This window comes from Pirellulales bacterium, from assembly GCA_019694455.1.
GTDB lineage: Bacteria > Planctomycetota > Planctomycetia > Pirellulales > JAEUIK01 > JAIBBY01.
Genome location: JAIBBY010000029.1, coordinates 50,119 through 62,302, shown reverse-complemented (window position 1 = coordinate 62,302; position 12,184 = coordinate 50,119). Strand labels below are relative to the sequence as shown.

The following is a 12,184-nucleotide window of genomic DNA, read 5'->3' as shown; positions in this document are numbered from 1 at the left end:
ATGATCGCGGCGAAACGTCTTAACGCCGACGTGCGCCAACCACCATGCCGACAGCGGCCAAGGCGCCAAGGCCGGCCAGGACGATGGACGCCGGTTCGGGCGGCGTGGCGGTGAGGGTGGTCAGGCTAAAGTCGACGTTGTCTGTGCCCGGCAGATTGAACTGGAAGATCACATCCTCGACCGAGGTGAACTGAAATCCGCCGTTGACGGTAAAGAGATTGAACGGAACAAAAATGCTGGTGGGCGAGACGATGCTGCCGAGCGATCCGATGTAGACCGCGCTGCCCGACGGGTTGGCGAGCAGAATCTCGTAGGAAAAGTTAGGCGCGCTGCCCGGATCGACGAAACCAAAATCCAAGCGGATGCCGGTGTTCGTACCGTCCACGAGATCGACGCCGCCGAGGCCCGCTTGGCCAATTCCGTTGTAGCTGAGGTCAATCAGGCTGCCCGGCACGCCGCTGTTGAGCAGGAATTGTCCGCCGCCAATGGTGCCGACCGCGCTGACGGGTCCGGAGACGCCTTGCACGTCGATGGTCAATTCGCGCTCGCCGCCGAGAATTCCGGCGCCGGTCTGCGCCAGATTATAGGGGTCGCTATCGAGCAGGTTGATGACGAAGGTGGTTGGATTCGCCGGATCAGCGAAATTGTCAATCAACACTGGCGCGGCAGAAGTAGTGGCCGCCGAGAGAGAAAAAATGCAAACAAAAGCCAATACCCAGTTCCGATCCGCAATTCGACTCATGTAGCTTCTCCTAAAGAAGCGCCGCATGTGTCACGCCGTCATCGCGCGGTCGTACGCCAGATCAAGGTCGCCGTATCATGAATCGGGATCGCGATTCGTCCTGTGGCGAGCTGCGCGCAAAAAACGGCAGCCAGCAAGTTCGCGATAGACCGATCAGCCAAACAGAAACGGCTGGAAGAGGTCGAGGACCGCACGGATTGACTTTGGTGAGTGGTCGAGCTCCAGCTCAGACCGAACAATCTCACCCGGCGTGCATTAGCGGCCCTTCAGACGTTAAGAACCAAGGATCCCCTGTGGAACTACTGGGCCCAAGCATAGTTGGCGCTCGATGGGAGTTCAACAGTTGAATCGAAAGAATTTTTGCCAGCAGCGCCGTAAGTTGTGCAATTGGCATGCTTTGCGGCGCCAACTATTTTTCAGTTTCGATCGGTGGTTGGCTTGCTAGGCCAATCAGGACCTCACGGACGGCGATCATTTGCTGCGGTGAAAGCGTCAAATAGCGGCGGCGTCCGGCCTCGGTGGGGCTGAATTGGGTGATGGAATGCTCGTCGACCGAAATTTCGCCGCGGGGCGAAATCCCAAAGTAATCGCGATCTGGCCGGACAGCGTACAGCACGCTGGTGAGATCCCAGGTTTCGCGATCGTACGGCATCTTTTGATACAGCCCATAAGCCTCCGCCAGCGGATGATCGGCGTAGCGAAAGTCGTTCTGAATGCTTACCGCAGGAAACTTGATCGCCGAGCCAATCTCGAAACCGCTGGCCACTAGTTCGCCGGGCCATTCGGCGAAGACTTTGCGCGCGGCGGGCTCATCGATAAAGACGTTGTATTCTTTGACGCGGTTCTCCGAACTGAACATGCCCGCCATCATCGAGAGCAAACGCGCCTTCTGGGCGCACAGTTCGCGGCCGCCAAGCTTTGAGTATTGATCGGGTGGCGAATCGAGCAGTCGGGCGACGTTGGTGGAAAAGCCCACCACCACCAGCACCACCGATTGATCGGGCTGAGCGGCCAAGGTTTTGCGTAACAGCGCCACTGCCTCAGGGGCGTCGGCGCCGTTGGTCAAGTCGTGCGGCCAGCGCTGTGCGCCGTCCTTGGTGGCGGCGGCGGGTTGTTCGATATAGGGGCTGGGCTCGGGTGTTTCCCCATGGCGGACCATGCCAATCGGAATATCGCCACGGCCATAAAAGGTGTTGACCAAATCCACGAACGGCGCGGCGCTAGGGTGATCTTTGCTGAGCGTGACTGCCAATAACTGGCACTCGCCGCGCGATTGCAAGGCGTGAATCACGCCTAGCGCCAAGGCGTCGTCGATGTCGTTGCCCATGTCGGTGTCGAAAACGATCGGCGTTGGTGGCGCGGCGGTCACGGCAAGCGAATCGCCAGCAACCCAGAGCATCAACGCCAGAAATGGGCGGGCAAAGCGGCTATTTGACGACAATTTTGTCGATCCCTTCGATATGTGGTGGATATTGGGGGTTCATTTCTTCAAGCGCATTTCGCAGGATGCGGCTGATGATCAGATCGCGCTGCGGTTTGGAATCGGCCGGCACGATGTGCCATGGCGCATGCCGTGTGTTGCAGGCGGTGAGCGCGTCGGAATAGACGCGCTGAAACCGTGGCCACAACTTGCGGTCTTCCAGATCGTCGCGGCGGAACTTCCAGCGCTTTTGCGGATCGTCGATGCGCGCTTGCAGCCGACGCCGCTGCTCGTCCTTGCTGATGTGCAAAAAACACTTAACGACGACGGTTCCCTCGCGCACCAGCATACGCTCAAAATCGTTGATGATGCGGTACCGGCGGCGGCATTCCTTTTTGCTGATCCACTTGCGCACCCGCACGACCACCACGTCTTCGTAGTGCGAGCGATTGAATATGCCGATCTGTCCGCGCCGCGGCGTCTGCCGATGGATGCGCCACAAAAAGTCGTGAGCTAGCTCGTCTTCGTTCGGCGCCTTGAACGGCACCACGCGGCACAGCAGCGGATTGAATCCGCGCATCACATTGCGGATCGTGCCGTCCTTGCCCGAGGTGTCCATGCCTTGCAGTATCAACAGCAACGCTTGTTTGCTCTCGGCGTACAAACGCGAGGCGAGACCTTCCATGGCTTCAATATTGGCGTTCAACTCGGGCTCAATTTGGTCACGGTTGCCGTCCCCCGTGCGACTGGCGGGATCGAATTCGGCCAGATCAATCACGCTGCCGGCGGTCGGCTGAATGGGTGGGTGATTGTGGTGTTCGCTCATGCGTAGTGTCCTCGGGGGATTGCCGGTGGCATCCGATTAGAATAATCGGCCCGGTTGTTCGTCAAAATCCCTTGGCGCGGCTTAACTACCCTGTTCCCTAGGGGGACCCCCGCGCCGCGACCAGCGCTGCCGTATGATTGAGAGCGTCGCACGGGTATCGCGGAAGTCGACAATCGCCGCACGATGAACGTTTCTGGCCGAATTGCTTGGAACTCGGTGGTGGCTTGGCTGAGCAGCCTGGTCGGCGCCATCGGCGGCTTCGTGCTCGTGCGCTACTTGGTCGATTCGCTGGGGATCACTGAATACGGCGTGGTCGAACTGCTCGACACGCTGGTGGTGTTCACCATGCTCAGCGACCTGGGGTTGCGCGGCGCGCTGGGGCGACATCTCACCGAGCATGTAGCGCGCGGCGACCAACGCCGCGTGAACGAGTTGCTCACGTTGTCGGTAGCCTGCTACCTGGTGATCGGCCTGGTGCTGTTCGGCGCTTTGTGGTTCGCGGCGCCTTGGCTGGCCACGCTATTTCAGATTCATGGCGCCGAGCGCGACTCGACCATCTGGCTCATTCGGTTGTTCGTCCCCAGTTACACGCTGGTGATGTTCGTAGGCACCAGCTTCTCAGCGCTAATCGAGTCGTATCATCGGTTCGACTGGGTCGATCTGACGCATACGCTGGAAATTGTGCTGCGACTGACGCTGATAGCGGTGGCCATCAGCGTCCTCGGCATGGGGCTGAAAGGTTGGGCTGCCGGGTATCTGCTCGCCAAGCTGATCGCCGCTTCGATCTACGCCTGGCAGGCGCGGCGTCTATCGCCGGGCGTGGCGATCGCGCCCCGCTATTTGGGGTGGTCGGCATCACGCGAGTTGTTCACCCTGGGCGGCCTGATGCTGGTTTATCAACTGGTATTGAAGCTCAGCGCGCAGACCGATCCGCTCGTGCTCGGCGGATTCTTGGGACCGACAGCGGTGGCGCTTTATAAGCCGGCGTTTCGGTTGATCACAGCCGCATCCCCCTTCGTGGCGGTGTTGAGCCGGCAGTTTCGCCCGCTGGCGACCGACTATCATGTGCAAGGGCGGCACGAGTTGGTGCATGAGTTGCTGGTGCGCGGCACGCGACTGAGTTTGCTGCTGGCGCTGCCATTCTCGACGGTGCTGTTTTGCTTCGCGTTTCCGCTAGTGCGGTTGTGGTTGGCCAAGCCGGAGTTTGAAATCACCGCGTGGCTCTTGATGCTTTGGGTGTTGGCGGATTTGGCCGCTAGCGCCGCCGGGACGCAGTTTCAATTGCTGTTAGGCGTTAACCAAGTGCGCTTTGTGGTCGCAACTCAGGCGGTCGCCGCGATGGTGAATCTTGGCGCCTCGCTCGCGCTGGTCGCCTGGCTGACGGCCACGGGGCGTGGCGTCAACGCCTGTCTCATCGCCATCCTCGTGCCAACCATCGCCACGGCGTGGCTGCAACGATTGTTGGTCACTTGGCATGTGGCGGGCGTCACCCAATTGGGTCTATGGCGCTACTTGCGCAGCGGCTTCTTGCCCGCGGCCGTAGTGGGCGCGATCTTGATGGTCTTCGGCATCGGCCTGAACTGGTTGGCGCGTCCGCAGTCGTGGCAGGCGCTGGCGTTTTGCGCGGTGTCTGTGGGGCTTGTCTGGTTGGCGCTGACCTGGCTTATCGGTCTCGATAGTGAGGATCGGCGGCGAATCACTCGGCTCGCGCGGCGCTCGCCCGATCCGAAACCTGTCGCCGAGCCAATGGCGGCCAGCGCGACGCCATCGAGTTGCGACTCGTCTGCGTCAATGTGAAGACCGGCGAGGCCACGCGAATTAGCCTTTCTCGTGGCCAGCGAGTATGCTCAACGCACTGTGATCTCTGCCGCCGCCGGAGTCGTGCTGATGCTTGGCGACCGTTGTTCATACCAGCTTGGGCATGGCGCCCTGACGGCCCACATGCGGCGGCGCACATTTCTGGTCGCCAGCGGATTGGGGTTTTGTGGGCTGCATGCGCCACAGTTGACAAGCGCCGGCGCGGTGCCTGCCACGGGAGCGGCGAAGTCGACCATCTTGATCTGGCTCAGTGGCGGAGCGTCGCACCTCGACACCTGGGACATGAAGCCGCACGCGCCGCGCGAATATCGCGGACTGTTCGAGCCGATCGCGACGAGCGCGCCCGGCATCGAACTCTGCGAGCATCTGCCGCTCATGGCCAAACAAGCGCATCATCTGGCCATTGTGCGATCGCTGGGACATTATCGGCGCGGCACGGGCGATCATCATGCCGGGTATTACTACAACCTGACCGGGCACGCGCCCGATCCCAGCTTTGTGCAGCTTGGCAACGACCGCACGCCGCGCGGCGATGATTGGCCGTTTGTCGGCGCCGTGATCGGCGCGAAGCGGCCACAGCATCCCTACTTGCCGCAGGTGATCAGCTTGCCGCAGAAGCCGGGCGCGCCGCGTTACACGCGGCCAGGGCAATTTGCCGCGATGCTGGGCGTGGAGTTTGATCCGTTCTACGTTGAGGGAGAACTCGATCGGCCACTGGCGTTTCGCGTGCCGGCCTTGTCGCTAGAGGGTGAATTGACCGCCGAGCGATTTGTCTCGCGCAAGGGCCTGCTGCAAGAAATCGACGAAGCGCATCGCGCGCTGGACGCTGGCGCCGACCTCGAAGTTTATAGCAAGCAACAGCACAAGGCGTTCTCGCTACTCAGTTCGGCGCAAACGAAGACTGCTTTCGATGTCTCGACCGAGTCAACGGCGACGCGCGAACGCTACGGCACGAGCGTCAATGCAATGAGCATGCTGCTTGCGCGGCGATTGGTCGAGGCGGGCGTGCCGTTTGTCAGCGTGTTCTGGAAAGAAAACGAAAAGCTTTCTGATGCAAAGCACTGCGCCAGCGGCGGCGGCTGGGATACGCACGGCAACAATTTCGGCTGCCTTCAGGAGTGGTTGTTGCCCGAGTTCGACCAATGTTATTCCGCGCTGCTTGCCGATCTGTCCGAGCGCAATTTGTTGGACAGCACGCTGGTGATGGTCAACAGCGAGATGGGGCGCATGCCGAAAATCGGCGATCCACGCTCCGGCGGCGCCACGGGGGCCGGCCGAGACCATTGGACACACGCCATGAGCGTGCTGCTGGCGGGGGGCGGGGTGCGCGGCGGGCAAACGTATGGCAGCACGGATCGCGTGGGTGAGTTTCCCTCCGATCAACCAGTCGCGCCTGAAGATATTGCCAAGACGCTATACCATGCCATGGGGATTACTGACCTCTCGCATGTCGACCGAGAAGGCCGACCCATCCAACTACTTTCCGAAGGGGACGTGCTGCGCGAGCTGTTTTGAAAACAGCCAGCCGCGATCGGGCGCCCGACTCCAAGGTGGCCCTGAGGTCGCCTCCCCGTCAGCCGACACCACGACCGCCGTTTGGGCCACGAACGACCAACGCAGTCATAGCCCGCACGATTGATAAAACGCGCGCCGTTGTCCCGAGCTAGAGTTGCTAAGTGGCTGAGGCTTGCAACTTGTGTGGCGGTGGGCGCTGATGACTACGATTTCTCAAAGATCGCGTGTCATGGGCGCACGCCCCGTGGCATGGTCGCGCGACGCTTTGTTGAGTGGCGGTGCCATGCTGCTCTTGGCGGCGTTCTATGCGCGCCAGTTCGCGCTGCGACTGGGCGACCCCGACTTGTGGGGGCGGCTGGTAGTGGGCGAGCTTTTTCTCCGCGCAGGGGCCATGCCAGCGGCCGACCCGTTTGCCTACACACCCACTTTGCCGCTGTGGGTCGATCACGAGTGGCTCACCGGGGTCGTCTTCTACAGCTTGTTTCAGGTCTGGGGAGACGCCGGCATCTTGGTGTTCAAGACGTTATTGGGATTGGCGGCAGTCGGTTTGACGTGGCTGACCGCGCGCCGCGCCGGCAGCACTTGGCTGGCCATGGTGGCGATGTTCGCGGTCGCGATGCCGGTGTTCGGCTATGGCCTGATGCCAAGGGCGCAGCTCTTCACCTACTTCTTCTTCGCACTGTGGCTGTACCTGCTAGAGGGTTACCGTCGCGGCGGGGAGCGCTGGCCCATGTTCGCATTGCCGATCACGATGGTCGCCTGGTGTAATCTGCATGGCGGATTCCTGGCGGGCATGGGTCTGCTAACACTTTATGCCGTGGGCATGATTGGCGATCGGCGTGGCCGTTTGCTGCTGGGAATGCTGCTGACCTGTGCGTGCGCGACGTTAATCAATCCTTACGGCTTCGACTATTGGCTGTATCTGATTCCCGCCGTCACCATGCGTCGGCCGGGTGTGGCGGAATGGGCGCCAGTTCCATGGAATGTGACCTATTTTCCGTTTTGGATTCTGGCGATCTTGGCCGTCGCAGCGCTATGGCAACTGCGCGATCAGTGGCGCCAATCACTGGCTCCGATGCTAGTGATTGGCGTGACGCTGGTGTTGGCCATGCGGCACGCGCGGCACATGCCGCTGTTTGCAATTGCTTGCTGCGGCCTGACGCCGGGGATTCTCTTTCCGCGTCCGCGTCCCTATTGCTCGTTGATTGGCGTTGCGCGCCGGGCTGATGTGCTGATGGCGCTGACCATGCTGCTATTGGCCTGTTTTCAGCTCTACGGGATGGCGGCGCTCGATGGGCCGGCGGAGTTTGCGCTGCCGCAATCAACCGCCATCGAAAACATGGTGATTTATCCTGTGAACGCGATCGACTTCTTGCAGCGCGATCCGCAGGGGGGCAACTTGGCCGTGCCGTTCAATTGGGGCGAGTACGCCATCTGGCGATTATGGCCCACCTGCCGCGTGTCGCTCGATGGCCGCTACGAAACGGCCTATCCCGATGCGACGGTCCAGATGGTCGACGATTTCTTCGCGGTGCGAGGCGACTGGCGCGCATTGATCGACCAATATCCCACGCGCCTGGTGCTGGCGCCGGCTGGTTCGCCCATTAACGAACGGCTGGCCGCCGAAGCAGATTGGCGGCGCGAGTACACCGATCCGGTGGCGACGGTCTGGCGGCGCCGACCGTAGGTTAGCGCTCCGCCACGGCGGCGACTTCCGCCGCTTCCTTGGCGCCCCGCGCGGCTTGCACCTGAGAGAAGACCTCGGCGATGACGTCTTCGAGCGGTGGATCCTCGACGCTCACATCTTCGATGGAGTGCGCGGCCAGTACGTGGGACAACACCTCTGGCACGCTGCGGCGCTCGACGCGCAGCTTGACCTTGGGCGCCCGCGCCTCGAGCACTTCGCCGTACATCGACAGGTCGGGGGGGCCGTGCTCATCGGCGAATTGCAGAGTAAGCAGCTTTTGACTGCTGAAGCGATCGCGTATGCCCGCCAGCGATCCGTCGTAAATCACTTCGCCGTTGGCGATGATCACCGCGCGCTGACAAAGCGCCGCCACATCCTTCATGTAGTGGCTGGTGAGCAGAATTGTGATCCGTCGCAATTCTTGATAGTGCTTGAGAAACTGCTGAATGTTGTGCTGAGCGACCACATCGAGCCCAATGGTCGGCTCGTCGAGAAAGAGCACCTCCGGCGAATGAAGTAGCGCCGCGATTAGCTCCATCTTCATGCGTTCGCCCAGCGAAAGCTCGCGCACCGGCCGGTTGAGCAACTGCCTGACCGCGAGCAGGTCGACCAGTTCGTCCAGCGTGGCGTCGAACTGGCGCGGATCGATGCGGTAGATCTGCTGATGCAGTCGAAACGACTCTTGGGCCGGCAGGTCCCACCAGAGTTGATTTTTCTGTCCCATGACCAGGGCGAAGCGGCGGCGGTACCCGTTTTCTCGTCGCCAAGGGACAAACCCCATCACGTGGGCCGAGCCAGCGGTGGGATGAATGACCCCGGACAGGAGCTTGAGTGTGGTGGTCTTGCCAGCGCCGTTGGGCCCCAGAAAGGCGACGAACTCCCCTGCTTCGACGTCGAGATCGATGCCGCGCACCGCCTGCACCTCGCGATGTTCGCGGCGGAACAGTCCGCGAATGGAAGGGAGTAGCCCCTCTTTTTTCTGATAGACGCGGTACGATTTGGAGAGATTGCGTATTTCGATAATCGCCATGGCGGGCGAATTATAGAAGCGCCTCGCAGGGCGGAACAGTAGCGAACCGCCGCCGCGACCCGCGACCCGCGTTGTCAATTTGGGGAGTCAGGGCTATACTTTCCGCCGAAATTGCACGGAGGAAAGACTTTCTGTCGCCAGGAGTTTCAGCCACGCTCAAGGCACGCGTCGGCATCGGGCACGATACGCATCGGCTTGCGCCGGGGGGGCCGCTCGTGCTTGGTGGCGTCACCATTCCGCACGAGCAGCACCTGGTCGGCCACAGCGACGCCGACGTGTTGCTGCACGCCATCACCGATGCCTTGCTCGGCGCCGCGGCGCTGGGCGACATCGGCGAATTGTTTCCCGACGACGCCGAGGAGAATCGCGGCCGTGATTCGGCCGAGATGCTGAGCCTGGCCTGGCAAAAAGTCTCCGCCGCCGGCTATCGAATCGTGAATCTGGATTGCATTGTGTTTGCCCAACGGCCCAAGTTGTCGGCCTATAAAGACGCGATTCGCCACCGGGTGGCGCAGTTGCTCTCGGTCGACGCGACGGCGGTGGGCGTCAAGGCCAAGACCGGCGAACGGGTTGGTCCCGTCGGCCGCGAAGAAGCCATCATGGCCCAAGTAGTTGCATTGCTCGAACTATGACCACTCAACTCGCTTCCGCCCCTGGCGCGTCAATGTCGCCACCCGCCGATACGATTCGCATTTACAGCACGCTGTCGCGGACCAAATCGTCATTGGAACCCGTTACACCGGGCAAGATTGGCATCTACTTGTGCGGCCCCACGGTGTACAAGCCGAGTCACATTGGCCACATGGTCGGGCCGGTGATCTTCGACGCCATCAAGCGTTTTCTGGTTTACTCGGGCTATGAGGTGACGTTTGTCGTCAACATCACCGATATCGACGACAAGCTGATCAACGAGTCGCAGGCGCGCGGCATCACGCTGGACGAACTGGCCCGCGAGATGGAAAACGACTACCGCGCCAACTTGGCCGCGATGGGCATCGACACGATCGATCACTTCCCACGGGCGACCGACAACATTGTGGAGATCGTCCAGTTCATACAGGACCTGGTGACCAAAGGCTTCGCGTATCCGGCCGAGGGGGGCGATGTTTACTTCGACGTCAGTCGCGATGCCGAGTATGGCAAGCTGAGCGGGCGCGATGTGGCTTCGCTGCAAGGCGAAGGGGGAGAGATGGCGGGCCGCAAGCGCAACGCCGCCGACTTTGCCCTATGGAAAGGCGCCAAGCCCGGTGAACCGTCGTGGCCTAGCCCGTGGGGCAATGGGCGCCCCGGCTGGCATATCGAGTGCTCGGCCATGAGCCGGCGGCTGTTGGGCGAGACGTTCGACATCCACGGCGGCGGGCTCGATTTGATGTTTCCGCACCACGAAAACGAGATCGCCCAGAGCGAATGCTGCCACGGCAAGCCGCAAGCCAAGTATTGGTTGCACAACGGCCTGATGCAGGCGGCCGACGAAGTGGGCAAGGTCGGTGGCCGCAACACCCGCGCCGGCGAATCGGCCGAAGGCAATCAGGCCGAGCAAGAGGCGGGCAAGATGGGCAAGTCGAAAGGCGCCTCGCCATTTCGTGACTTGATCAAAGAATTCAGCCCCGAGACGATTCGCTTCTATTTGTTGTCGAGCCACTATCGCCGGCCGATCTACTTCAGCACGGCGCGGATTGGCGAGTCGGCCACGAGTCTGGAGACGTTCTACCGGTTTTTCGAGCGATTCGAGCGGGTGACCGGTCACAGTTTTTACTCGCTCAAGCCGCCGGCGCGACGCATGGTGTCGCCAACCGAGCCGTTCGACGATCCGGTTTGGCGACAGATTGAAGAACGGCGCCAACGGTTCATCGAGGCCATGGACGACGACTTCAACACCGGCGGCGCCGTGGGCGACTTGTTTGAACTAGTCCGCATGCTCAACCGGATGATCGACTCGGGCAAGTTGGAAGATCCCTCAGCGCGTAGCGCCGAGAGCGTGAAGCTATTGCAGGCCGGGACCTTGGTGCTGCGCGAGTTGAGCGCCGTGCTCGGTCTTTTTCAAAAGCCGGTCGAGGCGCCAGACGCCGCGGCCAACAACGAATTGGTCGAACAGCTCATGGCGTTGTTTATCGAGTTGCGGGCCGAAGCTCGCGCCAGCAAGAACTTTGCGCTGGGCGACAAGATTCGCAATCGGCTCGCTGAGTTGAACATCACTCTCACGGACCGCCCCAGCGGCACGGAATGGAAGATCGGCTAGAGCGCCATACCGGTCGACCGCGGATCCTTGGCATCGACCCAGGATTGAACATCACCGGCTATGCCGTGCTGGAGGTGACTCCGCAGGGACCCAAGGTATGCGAAGCGGGGGTGGTGCGTGGGCACGATCGCGGCTCGCTCACCAATCGGCTGGCCGAGGTGCATAGCGGCGTGCTCGACGTGATTCGCTCGTTACAGCCGGGCATCATGGCGCTAGAGCAGCTTTACTCACATTACAAGCGGCCGCGCACCGCGATCTTGATGGGCCACGCGCGCGGCGTGATTTGTCTGGCGGCATCGCTGTCGACTATCCCCGTCAAGCACTACAGCGCCACGCAAATCAAAAAGATCCTCACCGGCAACGGTCGCGCGCCTAAAGCGCAGATGCAAGACGCGGTGCAGCGCGAACTTAATCTGGCGACGTTGCCCGAGCCTCCCGACGTGGCCGACGCGCTGGCCATTGCCTTGTGTCACTACTATTTGCAGCCGGAATACAGTCAACTTGCCAAGCGGCGCCGCGCGTAGCGGTCCCGCCCCTCCAACTTTTCCAGGGCAGACGATGCGCACGCCCGCCTTTTCAATCGGTTGCTTTCTCTTGGCGTCTCTCTTGGGCGCGATTGGCCAGTTTCTTTACAAGTCGGGCGCCGAGCGCGTCAGCGGATCGCTGGCCAGCTACGTTTGGAACGCGCGCCTCATTGGTGGAGTCGTTTGCTACATCGCGGTGATGGCGCTGTTTGTGGCGGCTTTCCGGCGGGGCGGCAGCCTCGCGGTGTTGTACCCAATCTATGCGACGACGTTCATTTGGGCCGCTGTGATTTCTTGGTTGGCCTATCAGGAACCAATCAAACCGATCAACGTCGCTGGTATGGCGGCATTGATCGCTGGCATGTACTGGATGGGGAAGTGAC

The 12,184-nt window shown here is 61.3% G+C and carries 11 protein-coding genes; 7 read left to right on the top strand and 4 right to left on the bottom strand.

The window, feature by feature from the left end:
* Positions 1–19: 19 nt before the first annotated feature.
* The 3 genes from K1X71_13215 to K1X71_13205 all read right to left on the bottom strand — a co-directional run bounded on the left by K1X71_13215 (position 20) and on the right by K1X71_13205 (position 2,988).
* A complete protein-coding gene (locus tag K1X71_13215) occupies positions 20–742 on the bottom strand; it encodes a PEP-CTERM sorting domain-containing protein (protein MBX7074098.1) in 723 nt (240 codons plus the stop codon).
* Between the two features lie 409 nt (positions 743–1,151).
* Positions 1,152–2,183 carry a nucleoside hydrolase gene (locus K1X71_13210; GenBank protein ID MBX7074097.1) on the bottom strand — a complete coding sequence of 344 codons (1,032 nt, stop codon included), beginning with the start codon at positions 2,181–2,183 and terminating at the stop codon, positions 1,152–1,154.
* Positions 2,170–2,988: a polyphosphate kinase 2 family protein gene (locus K1X71_13205; GenBank protein ID MBX7074096.1), complete on the bottom strand. Its 819-nt coding sequence runs from the start codon at positions 2,986–2,988 to the stop codon at positions 2,170–2,172. Before K1X71_13205 ends, K1X71_13210 begins: the two co-directional genes overlap by 14 nt.
* A gap of 183 nt (positions 2,989–3,171) precedes the next feature.
* On the opposite strand from K1X71_13205, the gene K1X71_13200 reads away from it, so the two are divergent.
* From K1X71_13200 to K1X71_13190, 3 genes are all read left to right on the top strand, one after another.
* Positions 3,172–4,785, top strand: a complete 1,614-nt coding sequence (locus K1X71_13200) for an oligosaccharide flippase family protein (GenBank protein MBX7074095.1) — start codon at positions 3,172–3,174, stop codon at positions 4,783–4,785.
* A gap of 60 nt (positions 4,786–4,845) precedes the next feature.
* A complete protein-coding gene (locus tag K1X71_13195; GenBank protein MBX7074094.1) occupies positions 4,846–6,321 on the top strand; it encodes a DUF1501 domain-containing protein in 1,476 nt (491 codons plus the stop codon).
* A 229-nt stretch (positions 6,322–6,550) separates the two neighbouring features.
* Entirely contained in the window at positions 6,551–8,008 is a 1,458-nt protein-coding gene (locus K1X71_13190) for a hypothetical protein (protein MBX7074093.1), read from the top strand.
* Position 8,009: 1 nt separating this feature from the next.
* On the opposite strand, the gene K1X71_13185 is transcribed toward K1X71_13190, so the two are convergent.
* A complete protein-coding gene (locus K1X71_13185; GenBank protein ID MBX7074092.1) occupies positions 8,010–9,038 on the bottom strand; it encodes an ABC transporter ATP-binding protein in 1,029 nt (342 codons plus the stop codon).
* 131 nt (positions 9,039–9,169) lie between these two features.
* Here K1X71_13185 and ispF point away from each other — a divergent pair, with 131 nt between their 5' ends.
* From ispF to K1X71_13165, 4 genes are read left to right on the top strand one after another with little or no spacing between them, the layout of a single operon-like run.
* A complete protein-coding gene (ispF, locus tag K1X71_13180) occupies positions 9,170–9,670 on the top strand; it encodes a 2-C-methyl-D-erythritol 2,4-cyclodiphosphate synthase (protein ID MBX7074091.1) in 501 nt (166 codons plus the stop codon).
* A complete protein-coding gene (gene cysS, locus K1X71_13175) occupies positions 9,667–11,277 on the top strand; it encodes a cysteine--tRNA ligase (GenBank protein MBX7074090.1) in 1,611 nt (536 codons plus the stop codon). The genes ispF and cysS overlap by 4 nt, the downstream gene beginning before the upstream one ends.
* A complete protein-coding gene (ruvC, locus tag K1X71_13170) occupies positions 11,262–11,801 on the top strand; it encodes a crossover junction endodeoxyribonuclease RuvC (protein ID MBX7074089.1) in 540 nt (179 codons plus the stop codon). The genes cysS and ruvC overlap by 16 nt, the downstream gene beginning before the upstream one ends.
* Before the next feature lie 34 nt (positions 11,802–11,835).
* Positions 11,836–12,183: a hypothetical protein gene (locus K1X71_13165; GenBank protein ID MBX7074088.1), complete on the top strand. Its 348-nt coding sequence runs from the start codon at positions 11,836–11,838 to the stop codon at positions 12,181–12,183.
* Position 12,184 lies beyond the last annotated feature (1 nt).